Raw genomic sequence first — 18114 nt, forward strand, 5'->3', positions numbered from 1 at the left:
GGATGGAGGTCCAGGAGGAAGGGCTGTGCCCTTCCTCCTGGTGGGGTTTGGGGCGGAGCCCCAATAAAATCTTTCTTCCCAATTTTTTTATCTGAGAGTTAATGGACAGCCTCTTACAAAAACCAATAAATACTGTTTTTGTTCGAGTCGGATTCTAATGTGTGATGGAAGGAGATTCCACGGGGGGCACTGCCGGATCGACAGCGGTCTGCACGGATACCAGTGCATCTTCTTCATCACTGTTTGTTTTATCTTCATTTTCTGTGATATCTTCAGTTTCTTTGTGAGACAAATTTTTGGGAGAACGCACCAGGGCCAGGGCCACGACTTCGTCCATGTGGGACACGGGGTGGATTTCCAGATCTTTCAGGATGGTTTGCGGGACATCCTTGAGGTCTTTGACATTGTCCAGAGGGATGATGACGTGACGAATGCCTCCCCGGTGGGCGGCCAGGAGTTTTTCTTTCAAGCCACCGATGATGAGGACCCGACCTTGGAGGGTGATTTCACCGGTCATGGCCACATCCTTGCGGATGGGGATATTGGTCAGGGTGCTGACAATGGCCGTGCAGATGGCAATGCCTGCCGAGGGGCCATCCTTGGGGGTGGCTCCCTCCGGGGCATGGACATGGATATCTTTGTTTTGGAAGAAATTTTTTGGAAACTTCCAATCCTTGGAGCGGGAACGGGCATAGCTCATGGCGGCCTGCACCGACTCCTGCATGACATCGCCCAGTTTACCGGTGATGGTCAGCTTGCCCTTGCCGGGCAACTGGATTCCTTCGATGGAGAGCAGCTCGCCACCGACACTGGTCCAGGCCAGACCGGTGGCCACGCCGACCAGATCTTTTTCCTCGGCCAAGCCGAAGCGATAGTTGCGCACCCCCAGATATTTTTCCAGATTGTTCGTTCCCACGGAAAAGCGGGTGCGTTTTTTTTCTGTCAGGAGTGCCTTGGCGGCTTTGCGGCAGAGGGTGGCGATTTCCCGTTCCAGATTGCGGACCCCGGCCTCGCGGGTATAGTAACGGATGGTTTCCACGAGCGCGGTATCCGAGAGCAGGTATTCCCCTTTTTTCAGGCCGTGGGCCTCCATTTGGCGTGGAATCAGGTAGCGTTTGGCGATGTGGATTTTTTCATCTTCCGTGTAGCCGGCCAGGCGGATCACTTCCAGTCGGTCCAGCAGCGGACGCGAAATGGCCAGGCTGTTGGCTGTGGTGATGAACATGACCTTGGAGAGGTCATACTCCACTTCCATGTAATGGTCGGAGAAGGTGTTGTTTTGTTCGGGATCCAGGACTTCCAGCAGGGCTGACGAAGGATCGCCACGGAAGTCGGCCCCCACCTTGTCGATTTCGTCCAGCAGAAAGAGCGGATTGTTGCTGCCGGCTTTTTTCATGGACTGGATGATTTTTCCGGGCAGGGAACCGATATAGGTACGTCGGTGCCCCCGGATTTCTGCTTCATCGCGCACGCCGCCCAGGGAGATGCGCACATAATTGCGTCCCGAGGCATGGGCGATGGATTTGGCCAGCGAGGTTTTGCCCACCCCCGGCGGTCCTACCAGGCAGAGAATCGGTCCCTTGATTTTTTCCACTTTTTGTTGCACGGCCAAGTGTTCGACGATCCGTTCCTTGACCTTTTCCAGGCCGTAATGATCGGCTTCCAGAATGCGTTCGGCCTCGCGGAGGTCGTGTTTGAGTTCGGTGGTTTTGCTCCAGGGAAGGCTGATGAGCCAATCGATATAATTGCGCACCACGGTGGCTTCTGCCGACATGGGGGACATCTGTTTCAGTTTTTTCAGCTCCGAGTCGGCTTTTTTGCGGGCTTCTTCGGACATTTGGGCGGCTTCGATCTTTTCTGCCAGATCGGTCATTTCATCTTTTTCGCCTTCATCCTCGCCCCGGTCTCCCAGCTCTTTCTGGATCGCCTTCATCTGTTCGTTGAGATAATAATCCCGGTGGCTTTTTTCCATCTGGCGTTTGACGCGCCCCCGGATACGTTTTTCCACTTGCAGGACATCGATTTCCTGTTCCAGGGCCACGAACAGACGCTCCAAACGTGCCACCACGGACGGGAGTTCCAGCAACGCCTGTTTGTCGGCAACCTTGAGATTGAGGTGGGTTGCGGCGGTATCGGCCAGGCGTGCCGGATCTTCGATGGTCTGGAAGGTCATCAAGACTTCCGGGGGTACTTTTTTATTGAGTTTGGCGAAGGTTTCAAACTGGGTGACCACCGAGCGCATCAGGGCTTCGGCCTCGTTGTGATTGTGGCCGGCATCTTCGAGGAGCTGGGCTTCGGCAATGAAATGGGGTTCCAGTTGCACCAGGCGTTGGATCTGCACGCGGTGCGCACCTTCGACGAGAACCTTGATGGTTCCATCCGGCAGTTTCAGCAGTTGCAGGACCGTGGCCATCACGCCGACCTGGTAGATATCCTCTTCTTCCGGATTGTCCGTGGAGGCATCTTTTTGCGAGACCAGGAGGATACGGCGATCATCATCGCGTCCGGAGACGGCCTCCAGGGCGCGGATGGAGCGGTCACGGCCCACAAACAGGGGCACGATCATGTGTGGAAAGACGACGATGTCCCGCAGGGGGAGGAGTGGCATGCGAAAAAGAGTCTCAAAATCCATCTTCTTGGGAATCATGTTGCACCCTTTCCCTTACGCCTTGGCTTCCATGGGAACATCACCGTAGATGAGGAGGGGGTCGGCCTGATTGTCGATGGCTTCACGATTGATCACCACCTCGGTCACACCGGTTGATGAAGGAATGTCAAACATGACATCCAGCAGAACGGTTTCCAGGATGGCGCGCAGACCGCGGGCACCACTTTTCCGTTTGACGGCCTTGCTGGCGACGGCACGCAGGGCATCATCCGTGAAAGTGAGTTTGACTCCTTCCATTTCCATGAGTTTTTGGTATTGTTTGATCAGGGCATTCTTGGGTTGGGTCAGAATACGGACCATGGCATCCTGATCGAGATCTTCCAGGGTGGCGACGACGGGCAGGCGACCGACAAATTCCGGTATCAGCCCGTATTGCAACAGATCCTCCGGCTCCAGGAGTTTCAGCAATTCGTTGATTTTCCGGTCGGTACCGCCGAGACGGACCTGAGCGCCGAAACCGATGCCATGGTAGAGGGCCGAACGGCGTTCGATCACCTTTTCCAGGCCGTTGAAGGCTCCGCCGCAGATGACGAGAATATTGGTCGTATCGACTTGCAGATATTCCTGTTGCGGATGTTTGCGACCTCCCTGCGGGGGGACGCTGGCGATGGTTCCTTCGATGATTTTCAACAGGGCTTGTTGCACCCCTTCACCGGAGACATCCCGCGTGATGGAGGGATTGTCCGATTTTCGGGAAATCTTGTCGATTTCGTCGATGAAGACGATTCCCCGCTGGGCTTTTTCCACATCATTGTCGGCGGCCTGGAGCAGGCGCAGGATGATGTTTTCCACATCTTCGCCCACATAGCCGGCTTCGGTCAGGGTGGTGGCGTCGGCGATGGTGAAGGGGACTTCCAGCAGCCGGGCGAGAGTTTGGGCCAGGAGGGTTTTACCGGAGCCGGTGGGACCGATCAGCAGGACGTTGCTTTTGACGATCTCCACGTCATCCTTGTGCAGATCCCGGGTTTCCAGGCGTTTATAGTGATTGTAGACCGCCACGGAGAGGACTTTCTTGGCATGGTCCTGACCCACGACATACTCATCCAGCACTTTTTTGATGTGGAAGGGATTGGGAACCCCCATTTTTTTTTCCGTGAGCAGGGTTCCCTTGTCTTCGCGGATGATCTCCGTACACAGATCCACGCATTCATCGCAGATGAACACGGAGGGGCCTGCAATCAGCTTGCGTGCTTCATGCTGATTTTTGCCACAGAAAGAACAGTGCAAAATGCTGCCCGATTCGGGGGGATTCTTGTTGCCCATGGATCTTTCTTCGTAATTGGTGCCGACAAGTGGATCCAATACCAGACATGGCCACCGACAGGGATGGCGACCCGTCTGGACTCAGGTTTCGGCGTTTTCGGGTACTTCCCGGCGGGTGATGACACGGTCCGCCAGACCGTACTGACAGCACTCATCGCTGGTCATGAAATAATCCCGTTCCACATCCAAGGCGATGCGTTCCAGGGGTTGGCCGGTATGATGGGCCAGAACGTGATTCAGGCGTTCCCGGATGCGCAACATTTCCCGGGCGTGAATTTCCACATCGGATGCCTGGCCCTGGAATCCACCTGAGGGTTGATGGATCATGACGCGCGAATTGGGCAGAACCAAGCGTTTGTTTTTGGCACCGGCGGCCAGAAGCAAGGCTCCCATGCTGGCGGCCTGACCGATGCAGAGGGTACTGACATCGGGGCGGATGAACTGCATGGTGTCGTAGATGGCCATGCCTGCCGTCACCACGCCTCCGGGGCTGTTGATGTAGAGGTGGATGTCTTTTTCCGGATTTTCTGATTCGAGATAAAGCAGTTGGGCGATTACCAGATTGGCGTTGGCATCGTTGATGCCGCCAACGATGAAAACCACCCGCTCCTTCAGCAACCGGGAGTAGATATCGTAGGCGCGTTCACCCCGATTGGTGGTCTCTATGACCATGGGAACCAGGTTCATCGGTGTATCCCTTTCCTTGTGTCGCACCGTTGTTCCGGATCGATTCTGTCAAAACAAGGTGCGATCATTTCATGCAAGATCGGCACCACATTTTCTTCATCCCCATGTATCTTGTTGGGTAATCCTGAAGGTTCAAAGCCACTCCCGGGAGTTTGTCCCATTTTGACTGGCTCAGGAACAGTTATGCACGTCCAGGAATCAAATGGCAATGGCTTTCTGCCGTTCCTTCAATTCCTTCAGGGTACATTTTTCTTCGGTGATCTTTCCCTGGGCCACGAGCCAGTCCAGGACCTTGTGTTCCAGGACGGTGCTGACGATTTCGCTGCGACGTTCCTTGTTTTCTTCGAAGTATTTACGCATCTGGGCGGCATGTTCGCCGAACTGGAGGACCATTTTGTCCAGGTAGGCGGATATGGAGGCTTCGTCGGCTTCGATGGTTTCGATGCGGGCGATGGTTCCCATCAGCAGGCCCAGGGTGACGCGCTTTTCGGCCTCTTCGCGGTGATCGCTGCGTATTTTGGCTTCGATGGCGGCATCTTCTTCGGCGGATCGGCCGGTTTTGGCGCGTTGCACGAGACCTTCCAGTTCACGATCCACCAGTTGGCTGGGGAGTTCCATGCGATTGCTTTGCCAGAGGGCATCCAGAACCTGACGGCGCACCATCTGCTCGATCAACTCCTGGGAAGATTCTGCCAGTTGTTTGTGAATATTCTGCCGGAGTTGGGGCACTCCACCCTCCTTGACGCCGGCTTTGCTGGCAAGATCGTCATCCAGGGGGGGGAGTTCCGGGCGGCGGACTTCGTGGATGGTGCAGCGGAAGCGGGCCTCTTTGCCGGCCAATCCGGGGTGGTGGTAGGTGGTGGGGAAGGTGACGGTGACGAGGCGTTCTTCGCCGGGTTTGCTGCCCTGCAACTGATCCTCGAAACCCGGGATGAACTGACCACTGCCCAGAAGCAGTTGGAACCCTTTGGCGTGACCGTGTTCGAAGGCCTGATCATCCACGCTGCCATCAAAGTCCAGCAGCACCTGATCTCCGTCAACGGCTTGACGACCGGGTTCGGCATGGTAGGTGGCGAGACTTTGTTGCAGGCGGGTCAGGACATCTTCCACATCGGCATCGGCGATGTCCACCTGGGGGCGTTGCAGGGCGATTTGCCGATAATCCTTCGGTTCCACCTTGGGAAATATCTGGATGGATGCGGTATAGACGAAATCTTCGCCACGTTTGATGGTTCCCAGTTGCACATGGGGCATGTCAACCGGCAGCAGGGCATCTTTTTCCAAGGCTTTCAGATAGGTGTTTTTAAAGAGTTGTTCGGCCACGCCGGCTTTGACTTCCGGACCGAAGCGTCCTTCCAGGACCTTGCGGGGAATTTTCCCGGCGCGAAATCCAGGCAGGCGCACGGAATGAGACAGGCGACCGAATTCCACATCCAGCAGGGATGTGACTTCCGTGCCCGGGATGCGCACGATGACTTGCCGATCAAAAGTGCCACTTTTTTCAACCGTGACTTCCATGTTTTATCTCGTCGCGTGAGTGAATGGGTATGGCCGTCGGTTTGGTGCGAAAGGGGGGAGTTGAACCCCCACGCCTTGCGGCACTGGATCCTAAGTCCAGCGCGTCTGCCGGTTCCGCCACTTTCGCAAGCCGCCAGGCTGAACGGGAGTGGATGCGATCCATGGGAAAAAAACAGCCCGGTCTCCACCAGGGAGAGGACCGGGCTGGCGCTTCAGGATAATTTGGGGCGAACGACGAGGCTCGAACTCGCGACCACCGGAGCCACAATCCGGAGCTCTACCAACTGAGCTACGTCCGCCATAATGCATGAACAAGGCCAAACCGTTGCAACAGGTCATCAGATTGGCGAGTCACCGTGGCGCGCCCGGCAGGACTCGAACCTGCAACCTACGGCTTAGAAGGCCGTTGCTCTATCCTTTGAGCTACGAGCGCCTGGTCAGCGGCGAATTTCACGGTTCATGCCGACCCGAACCAATCCCGCATCCTCTTCGGAACCAATCCTGCATTCTCTTCGGCATCCTTTTTGTAGCACTCTTTGGGCACACTTTTCGGGACAAACGGCGAATACTGGTCGGGGTGAGAGGATTTGAACCTCCGGCCCTCGGTTCCCAAAACCGATGCGCTACCAGACTGCGCTACACCCCGTGAACACATCAGCCGATGCCAAGACAGCCAAACAGTGGGGCATCATACGCCTCTTTTTTCTTCCAGGCAAGGCGACTGTCGGGTTGCCACCGGAGCCGGCACCCAAAACGAAGCCGGGAAGTGACTTTATCGAGCGTTTATGTTTGATTTTATTACATAAACCCCAAGAGATCAAAGTCCCTGCTGTTTGATGGTGCTGGAACCGGGAACATAGTAGCCCATTTTTTCCATCGCATGGATGATGATATCCACTGCGGCGTGCCTTTCGATGTCATCCGAACTGAGGAGAAGTTCGTAGTGGGTACGCTGGGTTGGATGTATTTTGTAAATCTCCTTTGAAAACTGCTTTTGTTCCTTGTCGAACCTGACGACAAACTCCTTGGCGGCATGGATACTGATTCCCTGGCGTTCGGCAACCCGTTTGGCCCGTGTATCGAGGGATCCCTCGATACGGACCCGGAATACCCTCGGTTCGTGAGCCAGAATCAGGTTGGCTCCACGACCGATGATGACGGCACCCCCTTTGGCGATGGACGAAATCACCCTTGACATCAGCCGATAATATTGTTCCCGGGAGCTGACCTTGCCATGGGTGACTGCGGAGTAGCTCCATCTGTCCAATGGTGCGGGACCTTTTTCGTCGATCAGATCCATCAGTGACTTGTTGATTCCGATCTCTTCGGCAATCTTGTCCAGCAATGAATAGCCAAAACAGGGAACCGTGAGAGATTCGGAGAGCAGCTCGGCAATTTTGCTGCCATCGGCACCCAGGGCCCTGGAGATGGTCACGACAGGACATTTCTGACCCGTGTCGCATTGCTCGATTCTTTCCTGCTTGAGGTAGGCTGGTATCACCAGTCCGTTGTTTATGAGAATTTCTCTTATTGCCAGAAGCAGTTTCATTTTCAATTCCCCGTGAAAATTCTGAATCGTAAAGTCAAAATCCGAGAGCTATATCCCCATTGAACGAAATTTGCAGAAAAATGTCAAATCGTGTCTGCGTTAATTTATTTCATTCATGATCCATCCGGGTAACGCAAATCTCCTGTGACGAGCAGATCCTTGCCTGTTTGCTGAATCTGCACCTGATCGAGGAAGGGTGCCGCTGCCAGGCGATCGATGCCCATCCGGTCCAGAAAACCCGGGGCATCCCGACCACCGATCAGGATGGGGGCCAGAAACATGACGAGACGGTCGGCCAGACGCGCTTCCAGCAGGGCATGTGTCAGTGTTCCACCCGCTTCCGACAGCACGCTGAGGATGCCTTTTTCGGCCAGAATACCCATCAGGTTGTGCAGATCCACCCGACCTTCCGGATTGGCCTGGCAGGGAATGATGACCACGCCGGGGATCATTTCCAGTTCCTGTTTGCGGACCGGATCAGCCCGGGGGGTGGTGGCGATCCAGATGGGTGCGGGGGGGGCGGCAGAAAAGAGTGCGGCATCCGTTGAAATGCGCAAGGTGGAATCGAGTACCAGGCGTATGGGATGGCGTCCATTGGGCAGGCGACAGGTCAGGCGGGGATTGTCGGCCAACACGGTTCCACTCCCCACCATGACCACGTCGTATCGATCTCGCAGGCGTTGAACCATCAGGCGCGACTCTTTGCCGGTGATCCACTGGCTTTTGCCGGTACGGGTGGCAATCTTGCCATCGAGGGAAAGCGCTCCCTTGAGGGTGACCAGGGGCCTTTTCTGGGCCAGCCAGGTCAGGAATGGGCCATTCAGGCGCATGGCGGCGGTTTCTTCGACTCCCACGACAACCTCAATACCCGCTTCCCGCAGCCGTTGCAGACCCCGGCCAGCCACCTGGGGGTTGGGATCCTGCATGGCGGCCACCACCCGTTGCACTCCGGCATCGATCAGGGCGTCGGCGCAGGGTGGCGTGCGACCGAAATGGCTACAGGGTTCGAGGGTCACATAAGCCGTGGATCCCCGGGCCAGATCACCTGCCTGGGCCAGCGCAATCACCTCGGCATGGGGTTCTCCTGCCCGGTGATGGTACCCTCTGCCCACCTGCCGCCCGTCGCGCACCACCACACACCCCACCAGGGGATTGGGGCATGTCCGTCCCTCCGCCCGTGCCGCCAGGCGCAACGCCTGTTCCATGAACCGATGATCTTCGTGCTGCATTCTGGAAGACATCGCCTACAATCCAGGGTAAACCGGAAAACGGGTACACAACTCCCGGACCCGTTCCCGAACCTCGGACTCGGCCCGGCTCGAATCTCCCTGTCCCAGGGCGTTCACCACCTGCACGATCATCTCACCGACTTCCCGGAATTCCGCTTCACCCAGTCCCCGGGTGGTGGAAGCCGGCGTTCCCAACCGGATGCCCGAGGTCACGAACGGACTCCGGGGATCCTTGGGAATTGCATTTTTATTGCAGGTCAATCCGGCCCGTTCCAGGGCGGCTTCGGTATCCTTGCCGGTAATGTTGCGCGAGGTCAGATCCACGAGCATCAGGTGGTTGTCCGTGCCGCCGGAGACGATCCGCAAACCTCCGGCGGTCAAAGTTGCTGCCAGCGCCTGGGCATTGCGCCGGATTTGTTGGGCATAGAGCTTGAATTCAGGTTGCAAGGCCTCCTTGAAGGCCACGCCCTTGGCGGCGATGACATGCATCAATGGTCCGCCCTGGATGCCGGGGAAAATTTTGGAATTGATTTTTTTGGCCAGGTCTTCCCGATTGGTCATGATCATGCCACCCCGTGGTCCGCGCAGGGTCTTGTGGGTGGTGGTGGTGACGACATCGGCATGACCGAAGGGGGTCGGGTGTTCTCCCGTGGCCACCAGACCGGCAAAGTGCGCCATGTCCACAAGCAGCATCGCTCCCACGCTGTCACAGATGTCCCGAAACCGGGCAAAATCGATGATGCGGCTGTAGGCCGAGGCCCCGGCCACAATCACCCGGGGCCGATGTTCCTTTGCCAATGCAGCCACCTGGTCGTAATCGATCTGTTCGGTTTCCGGATTGAGACCGTATTGAACCGCCTTGAAAATCTGTCCGGAAAAATTGACTTTGGCCCCATGGGTCAGGTGTCCTCCCTCGGCCAGGGACATGCCCAGGATGGTCTCACCGGTTTCGAGCATGGCGAGATAGGCTCCCATGTTGGCCTGGGAACCGGAGTGGGGCTGCACGTTGACGTAGGTACAACCGAACAATTGCCGGGCGCGATCAATCGCCAGATCCTCCGCCTTGTCCACGCAGTGGCACCCTCCGTAGTACCGCTTGTGGGGGTACCCTTCGGCGTACTTGTTGGTCATCACGCACCCCTGGGCTGCCAGCACGGCCCGGCTGACAATGTTTTCCGAGGCGATCAATTCAATCTGGTTCCGTTGCCGACCCAGCTCTTCGCCGATGGCGGCGTACATTTCCGGATCGAAGGCTTGCAGATCCATGGGGAGGGAGTTCATGGGGTTTCCTTTGTATATTGCTGTTCCAGAATTTCAAGACGTCGCGCATGTCTTCCCCCTTCGAAGGGGGTTTTCAGCCAGGCGGCCAGAATGGCATCTGCCACGGCCGGACCGGTCGTTCGTCCGCCCATGACCAGCACGTTGGCGTCATTGTGCAGGCGTGACAGGCGGGCTGTCAGTTCGTCATGGCACAGGGCGGCGCGGATGCCCGGAAACCGGTTGGCGGCCATGGAAATGCCGATCCCCGTCCCGCACATCAAGACACCCCGATCCCCCGCGCCGGACAGCAGGGCACGACACAGTTGGCCGGCAAATTCGGGATAGTCCACCGATTCCGGTCCGTGGGTTCCCAGATCCACGACATCATGTCCCCGTTGCTGCAAATATTCAACCACCTGCGCCTTCAGGGTGAACGCACCATGGTCTCCAGCCACAAGAATTCGCATTCGTCCGACTCCGTATTTCAATGCAACATCTTCCAATGTTTCCAGAATCATGAGAAGAGTTCCCGCCAGTCATTTTCCAGGCAGCGACTTTGTTTTGTTCATGCCTTGTCCACGAAGATTGCGTCCAACGATTGTGCCTCCACAAAATGCACGCTCCACTCTTCCAGAGAGGACAACTCGGCCTTGGCAATTTTTTCATTGGCCCATGCCGGCAAATCACCAAAGCGACGCTGCAACATGCGCGTCAGCATTTTGGCTACACCATTTTTTTCACCTATCCGTTCCACACTCGAAATGTAGGGCATTTTTTGGTTCTCCTCAAAAGCAACGATTTCTGTTCGCAACTGTTTGGCAAGATTATCCGGCAGGTGCAATACCCAATCGATGAATCGAAACAGATCGATTATCTGTTGACGATTGAAACCGCCTTTGTACAAGTTGCGAATTAAATGCCATTTAACCTGATAACGTTTCTCCGGCTGATGTCTGGTTTTTTTGGCGTGCAGATGAGCCAAAGTGACAATGGCAAACGGATTGCTGGAATTTTCCAGATCGGCTTCCGCATAATCCAATAATTTAATGGTCGTAAAGCGATAAATTTGTTGGGTGCCCCACAGATCGTAGCTGAATTCTGTCGGTCGCCAACCGGTCTCTTCGTCAGCCAGGATGGCCAGACCGACCACCGGCTTCTGATGGAGATCATAGGCCCTGTACTGGTAGACATACATTCCCGATGCAAAGTTCGGCTTGCGGTTTCCCTGAACCTCGATGTGGATCAGTACCCAGAACTCCTGGCCATCACCGCGTCGCCATACCTTGACCAGTTTATCCATGCGTCGGTCTCCGACCTCCGATGCACGGGTGATGCGGGCCAATTCGGTATCGAGAAACTCAAAACCGCGTTCCCAGTCGATGTCGGCGTGGGCCTCCGGTAAAAAAAATGCCAAAAAATCAATAAAATACCCTTCCAGGATATCTTTCCATGGCGTGTCGAATTCATCTTGCGGGGTGCTGGTCACGGGAAAGGATCATCCGGGCCATGGATTGATTGATGGAATTTGAGGCTTTTTACTGATGCCCTTCGATTATGGCGAATGGAGGTGATCTTGTCGAGGATGGTTTCAGAAAGCCTGCTCTGTCGGAAACACCTTGTGGAAGTTTGACCATGACCAGAAATCCGGTTCCATCCGGGCATTTTTTCAGGAATTTTTTTTGTATCTATTCAGAACCCTTGCGAAAAAATGACTTGATATAAAAGACTTTGTTGGGGCTTGAGCCCCAAACCCCGCCAGGGGGAAGGGCACAGCCCTTCCCCCTGGACCCCCATCCCAGTTTTTCAAACGTTTTGAATGGGGATGCTGAATAGTTACAAATCAGCCATGTTTGTAACTGTTCAGCATCCGGCTCAGGCTTTTCTTGAAAGGGTGCTGAACAGTTACCTGTTTTTCATTCAACGACGATACGGGGTGCATCGGTTGCTTCCAGGCCGATTTGATTGATGCGTTCCACCACGGCGGCGGCAATCTGTCGATAGACGACACTTTGCGGGGCATCTGGACGGGAGACCACGATGGGTTGCCCTGAGTCGGCATCCTCGCGAATAAATTGATCCAGGGGAATTTCACCCAGGAAGGGCATGCCCTCCGCCTCGGCCTGCCGCCGGGCACCGCCATGGGAAAATATTTCGGCGCGGTGACCGCAATGAGAACATATGTGATAGGACATGTTTTCGATGATGCCCAGAACCGGCACATCCACCTTGCGGAACATGTTGATCCCTTTTCTGACATCGGCCAGGGCAACATCCTGGGGTGTGGAGACGATCACCACGCCGGTCAGGGGAACTTTCTGGGTCAGGGTGAGCTGCGCATCCCCGGTACCGGGGGGAAGATCCACGACCAGATAATCCAGTACGCCCCAATCCACATCCCGCAAAAGCTGTTCGACGGCCATGCCCACCATGGGTCCACGCCAGACCATGGGCGCACCCTCCGGAACGAAAAATCCCATGGACATGGCCTTGATGCCAAACGCTTCTGCCGGTTTGATCCCGTTTTCTCCCCCTTCATTCTCCTTGGGCAAATGCGGAATGTTCAGCATGCGCGGCAGACTGGGGCCGTAGATATCCGCATCCAGGAGTCCCACCGTCGCGCCCGCCTGATGCAAGGCCAACGCCAGATTGACTGCCGTGGTGGATTTGCCGACCCCCCCCTTGCCCGACGCGACGGCAATCACGTGGCGTACCCCTGGCAATAAATTGTTTTGGGTGCCATTCCGGGCCGCATCCTGCATCTGACCGGGTTGCCTGTCCGACATGTTCATCTCCTTCACTGAATTAATCATACTGAAACAGTAGGACTTCGAGGATACGCCATCCCTTGCATACAAGCAAGGCGCAACCCGGGATTCAAACCCCTGTCGAAAGAAGCCATTCCCCCCCATGTGTACCCGGTTGATATCAGAGACGTAATTTGAACCGGATCAAGTTGAAACCAGCCATGCCCAGAAACGTAACTTGACCTGGATCAAGTTGAAAGCAGCCATGCAAAGCTTTGTAAGACATAAAAAATACATTAAAAAATCGAATCATTCGGATTGATTTCATTGCAACATGGTTTTACGGGCAGGAAAAAGCGATCAAGGTGGGGTGACAAGAAACGCCACGTCTGGTAGATTGCGCATCGATTTTGGAAGAAGAGGTGATGGAAAAGAAATCATCACGTCCAAAAACACAAAATCGCGCCATCGTTCAGGAAATTTTGGGGTGTTTCCACCGGCAACAACTCCAGCGGGCCAGGTGCCATGAGCGACTCAACGTTCGTCAATTTGATCATGATCCTGATCAGCACGGTGCTGGTCAACAATTTTGTGCTGGCCAGGTTTTTGGGCATCTGCCCCTTCCTGGGGGTGTCCAAGAAGGTGGAAACAGCCATCGGCATGACCTACGCCGTGATTTTTGTCATGACCCTGGCATCGGTGGTGTGCTGGCTGTTGCAGACATTTGTCCTGGCCCCGCTTGGGCTGGCCTACCTGCAAACCCTGACCTTCATCCTGATCATTGCCGCCCTGGTCCAGTTGACCGAAATGGTGATTCGCAAGGCAAGTCCCGCCCTCTACTCAGCCCTGGGCATCTTTCTGCCCCTGATCACGACCAACTGCGCCGTGCTGGGCGTGGCCATCCTGAACATCACCCTGGAAAACAATTTCATCCAGGCCGCCATCTACGGCATGGGCGGCGGGATCGGTTTTGGTCTGGTGCTGGTCCTCTTCGCCGGCATGCGGCAACGGATCGATCTGGCAGATGTGCCGGTGTTGTTCAAGGGATCACCCATCTCCCTGATCAGTGCCAGTCTCCTTTCCCTGGCTTTCATGGGTTTTTCCGGCATGGTCAAGTAAATCGCTGCTGAAACGACAAGGCGCACGGAGAAAGCGAAATGATCGAAGCAGTCATGAGCATGGGCATCCTGGCCCTCGTTTCCGGGGTAGGGCTGGGTCTGGCCGACAAAAAGCTGCAAGTGCAGAGCGATCCGATTGCCGGCAAGCTTGAAGCAGCCCTGCCGGCCACCAATTGCGGCAACTGCGGCTATCCGGGCTGCCGCTCCTATGCCGAGGCCCTGGGCGGAGGTGGCGTGGAAGTCAACCTGTGCCTGCCCGGAGGGGCATCCATCATGGAACAATTGGCCGCCATCCTGGGTGTCGATCCAAAACCGGTCGCCGGCGAAGGACCCATCATGGCCTACATCCGGGAAGAGTCCTGCATCGGTTGCACCGCCTGCATCAAAGCCTGCCCGGTGGATGCCATCGTGGGAGCCAACAAACAATCCCACACCGTCATCCAGGCCGAATGTACCGGCTGCAAGGCCTGTGTCGAACCCTGCCCGGTCGATTGCATCGACATGGTACCCGTACCTGTGACCCTGTATGACTGGAAATGGGAAAAACCGTCCGGACCCTACGCCCTTCACTGAGACTGAAACTGCCGGGCACCAGGAGCAACGGTCTTCCAGAGTGAGGAATCAAAATGGGAATTGTGGCGGAAGTGTTGCGCAAGTTCCACGGGGGCGTTCACCCCAGGGAATACAAGAATCTCACGGAAAATTGTGCCATTGAGGCGCTGCCGCTGCCGAAACGGCTGATCGTCCCCCTGCACCAGCACATGGGGCGCCCCTGCGAACCTTGCGTCTCACCGGGGGCGCATGTCCTGAAGGGAAGTGTCATCGGCATTGCCCAGGGATTCATTTCGGCCCAGGTCCACGCCCCCACCTCGGGCACCATACGGACCATCGACGAATACCCTGTCGCCCACCCCTCCGGACTGACCATGCTCTGCGCCGAGTTGGAACCGGATGGCAAGGATCAATGGGTGGATGGGTTGACCGGCCTCCCCAATCCCCTGGAAGCCGACCCCAAGGATATACGCCGCAAGATACTGGAAGCCGGTATCGTCGGCATGGGCGGCGCAACCTTCCCAAGCCATGTCAAAATGTCCCCTCCCGGCGATAAAAAGGTCGAACTCCTCGTCATCAACGGCGTGGAGTGCGAACCCTACCTGACCTGCGATGCCCGCCTCATGGAAGAACGTTCCCGGGATCTGGTCGAAGGGTTCAAGATCATGTTGCGGGGTCTGGAAACGAACCAATGCGTGATCGGTATCGAGGCCAACAAGCCCGCCGCCATTCGCGCCATGCAGGCCGCCGTGGCCAATGAGTCCAGCCTGTCGGTCAAGGTACTGCCGGTCATGTACCCCCAGGGTTCGGAAAAACAGCTCATCGAAGTTTTGACCGGTCGGCAGGTTCCCTCCGGCGGGTTGCCCGTCGATGTGGGCGTGGTCGTCCACAACGTGGCCACATCCCTGGCCATCCGGGATGCCGTCAAGTTCGGTCGCCCCCTGATCGCCCGGGTGGTGACCGTCAGCGGCCTGGGCATCACCAACCCCCGCAATCTGGAAGTGTTGCTGGGTACCCCGGTCGATGACCTGATCGCCCACTGCGGCGGCCTCAAACCAAACCACAAAAAAATCATCTCCGGCGGCCCCATGATGGGGGTCACCCTGAATACGACCCGGGTTCCGGTGGTCAAAGGCACCTCCGGTATTCTGGCCCTGACCGCCGAAGAGGTTTCCGAAAAACGGGAAAGTCCCTGTATCCGCTGCGGGCGTTGCGTGCAAGCCTGCCCCATGCGTCTCACCCCGACGGAAATGGCCTGGGGAACCCGCAATGCCCTCTGGGACAAAATGGGCGAGTATAATCTCTCCGATTGTATCGAATGCGGCTCCTGCTCTTTTGTCTGCCCGGCCCATATTCCGCTGGTCCACTATTTCCGGTTTGCCAAAATGACCCTCCAGGCCAAAGACCGGGAAAAGAAAAAGAACGACCTGACCAAAATACGCAGCAAGGCCAAACAGGAACGGATCGAACTGGAAAAAGCCGAAAAAGAACGCAAAAAAGCCGAAATGAAAGCCAAGATGGCAGCCAAAAAGAGTGCCGCACCAGATGCCGCAGCAGGCAGCGGCACGGCCAACGAAGGATCGCCGTCACCTGCGGAAGCCGCCACCCGCCCGCAAGGAAAGGGGCCAGGCAAACCCGGCGTGAAGCCGCCCGGGAAAAAAAAGTCTGATCCAGCATCGGAAACCTGATCGTCCAGCAAAGCCGACAACCGGGAGTATCGTTCCCATCGTGTCCATTGCAAAAGGAAAGCCCGGCGCACCATGAACCATCCAACCCAGCAGATATTATCCTCTCCCCATGTTCATGGCGGAGAATCCATACCGCAGGTGATGCGCACGGTGATCTGGGCGCTGATGCCGGCCACGGCCTTTTCCGTCATGCTGTTCGGCTGGCCGACCCTGTTCGTGATCCTGACCACGGTGGCCACCTGCATGATCGTGGAACACCTGCTCATCAAGATGCGCGGCTGGCCCTCGACCATGGGTGACCATTCGGCGGCCCTGACCGGGTTGCTGCTGGCCCTGACCCTGCCGCCGCATGCCCCCTGGTGGCTCTGCGTCGTGGGCGGACTCTTTGCCATCCTCGTCGGCAAACAGCTCTACGGCGGCCTGGGACAAAATATTTTCAACCCGGCCCTGATCTCCCGGGTATTTTTGCTGATCTCCTTCCCGGTGCAACTGACTTTCTGGCCCAAGCCCACCCCGCTTTTCGGAGAATCCTCCTACTCCCTGCTCCAGTCCATCAATATTTTCCTGGGTGGTGGATACGGTGCCCTGTTGCCCCTGGACACCGTGACCGGTGCCACCCCTCTCGGTCAATACCGGACCGAGGTCGGCATGGGACGGACCGTCGATGTGGCCCTGGGAGGAAATTACGGCTTCAATTATCTGGATGCCACAAGCGGTATGATGGGAGGATCCCTGGGAGAGACATCGGTCATCCTGCTGACCCTGGGTGGTCTCTATCTGCTGCACCGCAAGGTGATCACCTGGCACATTCCGCTCTCCATGCTGGCCGGCTGTCTGGTACCGGCTGCCGTCTTCTGGATGCTGGATCCGGGTGCCTATCCCAATCCCCTTTTCCACCTGATTACGGGTGGTTTGATTCTTGGGGTGTTTTTCATGGCCACCGACATGGTGACATCCCCGGTGACCGCCAAGGGTCAAATCATTTTCGGCCTGGGGTGTGGCATCCTCACCTACCTGATTCGAACCTGGGGGGGATACCCGGAAGGTGTGTCGTTTGCCATCGTCCTGATGAACGCAACCGTGCCACTCATCGACCAATACACCCGCCCCGTGGCCTACGGAAAAACCCAACAAAGGAATACCTAGGAGTGATCGATGTTCGATTCCCTGAAAATGGGTCTGATCCTGATGATCGTGGCGGGCGTTTGCACGGCGTTCATGGCCGGTACCGAAATGTGGACCCGTGAACCTATTGCCCAGGCAAAGCTTCAGGAAACGCTCCTGGCCCTGAAACAAAATCTGCCGCCCGGGTTCGACAACAACCCGGTTACGGATTCAGTCGAGATGACCGATAAACGCCTCCACAAAAAAATGCGCCCGGTCCGCATCTATCGCGCCAGCAAGGGGGGTGAGGATATTGGCGCGGCCTTCACCGTTATCGCCCCGGATGGCTATTCGGGTGACATTGCCATCATGATCGGCCTGGACAAGGCCGGCACGGTCAATTCGATCAAAATATTGGAACACAAAGAGACCCCCGGCCTGGGTGACAAGATCGTCATTACCGACTGGCCCGATAAATTCAAAGGCAAAAACCTCGACAATGCCAAATGGGCCGTCAAGAAAGATGGTGGTGAATTCGATCAGTTTGCAGGGGCCACCATCACCCCCCGGGCCGTGGTCAATGCCGTGCGCAGGGGGTTGGAATTCTACAAAGACAATCAAGATAAAATTTTTGCCCGGAGCGCCCCATGAGCAATCAGTCACTGACAAACCAGAAAGTCATGATCGACGGATTCTGGGACAATAACGCCATTTTCGTCCAGTTCCTCGGCATG

Annotated in this window: 15 protein-coding genes and 4 tRNA genes; 5 read left to right on the forward strand and 14 right to left on the reverse strand. The window is 56.3% G+C overall.

Annotated elements, in window-relative coordinates:
- Window positions 1–154: 154 nt before the first annotated feature.
- The 14 genes from lon to HQL65_16105 form a co-directional block, all read right to left on the reverse strand.
- Window positions 155–2632, reverse strand: a complete 2478-nt coding sequence (gene lon, locus HQL65_16040; GenBank protein MBF0137744.1) for an endopeptidase La — start codon at window positions 2630–2632, stop codon at window positions 155–157.
- A gap of 30 nt (window positions 2633–2662) precedes the next feature.
- On the reverse strand, window positions 2663–3931 hold the full coding sequence (gene clpX / locus HQL65_16045; protein ID MBF0137745.1) for an ATP-dependent Clp protease ATP-binding subunit ClpX: 1269 nt from the start codon (window positions 3929–3931) through the stop codon (window positions 2663–2665).
- Between the two features lie 81 nt (window positions 3932–4012).
- Entirely contained in the window at window positions 4013–4618 is a 606-nt protein-coding gene (clpP, locus tag HQL65_16050) for an ATP-dependent Clp endopeptidase proteolytic subunit ClpP (GenBank protein MBF0137746.1), read from the reverse strand.
- Between the two features lie 198 nt (window positions 4619–4816).
- Window positions 4817–6136 (reverse strand): trigger factor, encoded by a 1320-nt coding sequence (gene tig / locus HQL65_16055; protein ID MBF0137747.1) that lies wholly within the window; start codon window positions 6134–6136, stop codon window positions 4817–4819.
- A gap of 42 nt (window positions 6137–6178) precedes the next feature.
- Window positions 6179–6263 (reverse strand) — tRNA-Leu (locus HQL65_16060).
- A gap of 96 nt (window positions 6264–6359) precedes the next feature.
- Window positions 6360–6435: transfer RNA gene (locus HQL65_16065), tRNA-His, on the reverse strand.
- 58 nt (window positions 6436–6493) lie between these two features.
- Window positions 6494–6569 (reverse strand) — tRNA-Arg (locus HQL65_16070).
- 136 nt (window positions 6570–6705) lie between these two features.
- Window positions 6706–6782 (reverse strand) — tRNA-Pro (locus HQL65_16075).
- A gap of 171 nt (window positions 6783–6953) precedes the next feature.
- Complete coding sequence (locus HQL65_16080) at window positions 6954–7571, reverse strand: cytidylate kinase-like family protein (protein ID MBF0137748.1); 618 nt, start codon at window positions 7569–7571, stop codon at window positions 6954–6956.
- 227 nt (window positions 7572–7798) lie between these two features.
- Window positions 7799–8914, reverse strand: a complete 1116-nt coding sequence (gene ribD / locus HQL65_16085) for a bifunctional diaminohydroxyphosphoribosylaminopyrimidine deaminase/5-amino-6-(5-phosphoribosylamino)uracil reductase RibD (protein ID MBF0137749.1) — start codon at window positions 8912–8914, stop codon at window positions 7799–7801.
- 15 nt (window positions 8915–8929) lie between these two features.
- Window positions 8930–10180 carry a serine hydroxymethyltransferase gene (locus HQL65_16090; protein ID MBF0137750.1) on the reverse strand — a complete coding sequence of 417 codons (1251 nt, stop codon included), beginning with the start codon at window positions 10178–10180 and terminating at the stop codon, window positions 8930–8932.
- A gap of 11 nt (window positions 10181–10191) precedes the next feature.
- Window positions 10192–10641: a ribose 5-phosphate isomerase B gene (rpiB, locus tag HQL65_16095; GenBank protein ID MBF0137751.1), complete on the reverse strand. Its 450-nt coding sequence runs from the start codon at window positions 10639–10641 to the stop codon at window positions 10192–10194.
- A 98-nt stretch (window positions 10642–10739) separates the two neighbouring features.
- Entirely contained in the window at window positions 10740–11660 is a 921-nt protein-coding gene (locus tag HQL65_16100) for a hypothetical protein (GenBank protein MBF0137752.1), read from the reverse strand.
- A gap of 427 nt (window positions 11661–12087) precedes the next feature.
- A complete protein-coding gene (locus HQL65_16105; protein ID MBF0137753.1) occupies window positions 12088–12957 on the reverse strand; it encodes an Mrp/NBP35 family ATP-binding protein in 870 nt (289 codons plus the stop codon).
- Window positions 12958–13443: 486 nt separating this feature from the next.
- On the opposite strand from HQL65_16105, the gene rsxA reads away from it, so the two are divergent.
- The 5 genes from rsxA to rsxG all read left to right on the forward strand — a co-directional run bounded on the left by rsxA (window position 13444) and on the right by rsxG (window position 18031).
- The gene (gene rsxA, locus HQL65_16110) at window positions 13444–14037 is read left to right on the forward strand and encodes an electron transport complex subunit RsxA (protein MBF0137754.1); all 594 of its coding nucleotides are present in this window, start codon (window positions 13444–13446) and stop codon (window positions 14035–14037) included.
- Window positions 14038–14075: 38 nt separating this feature from the next.
- A complete protein-coding gene (rsxB, locus tag HQL65_16115; protein ID MBF0137755.1) occupies window positions 14076–14609 on the forward strand; it encodes an electron transport complex subunit RsxB in 534 nt (177 codons plus the stop codon).
- A gap of 53 nt (window positions 14610–14662) precedes the next feature.
- The gene (gene rsxC / locus HQL65_16120; protein ID MBF0137756.1) at window positions 14663–16276 is read left to right on the forward strand and encodes an electron transport complex subunit RsxC; all 1614 of its coding nucleotides are present in this window, start codon (window positions 14663–14665) and stop codon (window positions 16274–16276) included.
- Between the two features lie 72 nt (window positions 16277–16348).
- Entirely contained in the window at window positions 16349–17422 is a 1074-nt protein-coding gene (locus HQL65_16125; GenBank protein MBF0137757.1) for an RnfABCDGE type electron transport complex subunit D, read from the forward strand.
- 9 nt (window positions 17423–17431) lie between these two features.
- Entirely contained in the window at window positions 17432–18031 is a 600-nt protein-coding gene (gene rsxG, locus HQL65_16130; protein MBF0137758.1) for an electron transport complex subunit RsxG, read from the forward strand.
- Window positions 18032–18114: the final 83 nt, after the last annotated feature.

This window comes from Magnetococcales bacterium, assembly GCA_015228935.1.
In the GTDB taxonomy this organism is placed as follows: domain Bacteria; phylum Pseudomonadota; class Magnetococcia; order Magnetococcales; family DC0425bin3; genus HA3dbin3.

Excerpts from the sequence above, each read along its gene's own strand:
- lon (MBF0137744.1), bottom strand. The coding sequence starts at position 2,632 with ATGGATTTTGAGACTCTTTTTCGCATGCCACTCCTCCCCCTGCGGGAC.
- clpX (MBF0137745.1), bottom strand. The coding sequence starts at position 3,931 with ATGGGCAACAAGAATCCCCCCGAATCGGGCAGCATTTTGCACTGTTCT.
- clpP (MBF0137746.1), bottom strand. The coding sequence starts at position 4,618 with ATGAACCTGGTTCCCATGGTCATAGAGACCACCAATCGGGGTGAACGC.
- tig (MBF0137747.1), bottom strand. The coding sequence starts at position 6,136 with ATGGAAGTCACGGTTGAAAAAAGTGGCACTTTTGATCGGCAAGTCATC.
- ribD (MBF0137749.1), bottom strand. The coding sequence starts at position 8,914 with ATGCAGCACGAAGATCATCGGTTCATGGAACAGGCGTTGCGCCTGGCG.
- HQL65_16090 (MBF0137750.1), bottom strand. The coding sequence starts at position 10,180 with ATGGATCTGCAAGCCTTCGATCCGGAAATGTACGCCGCCATCGGCGAA.
- rpiB (MBF0137751.1), bottom strand. The coding sequence starts at position 10,641 with ATGCGAATTCTTGTGGCTGGAGACCATGGTGCGTTCACCCTGAAGGCG.
- HQL65_16105 (MBF0137753.1), bottom strand. The coding sequence starts at position 12,957 with ATGTCGGACAGGCAACCCGGTCAGATGCAGGATGCGGCCCGGAATGGC.
- rsxA (MBF0137754.1), top strand. The coding sequence starts at position 13,444 with ATGAGCGACTCAACGTTCGTCAATTTGATCATGATCCTGATCAGCACG.
- rsxB (MBF0137755.1), top strand. The coding sequence starts at position 14,076 with ATGATCGAAGCAGTCATGAGCATGGGCATCCTGGCCCTCGTTTCCGGG.
- rsxC (MBF0137756.1), top strand. The coding sequence starts at position 14,663 with ATGGGAATTGTGGCGGAAGTGTTGCGCAAGTTCCACGGGGGCGTTCAC.
- HQL65_16125 (MBF0137757.1), top strand. The coding sequence starts at position 16,349 with ATGAACCATCCAACCCAGCAGATATTATCCTCTCCCCATGTTCATGGC.
- rsxG (MBF0137758.1), top strand. The coding sequence starts at position 17,432 with ATGTTCGATTCCCTGAAAATGGGTCTGATCCTGATGATCGTGGCGGGC.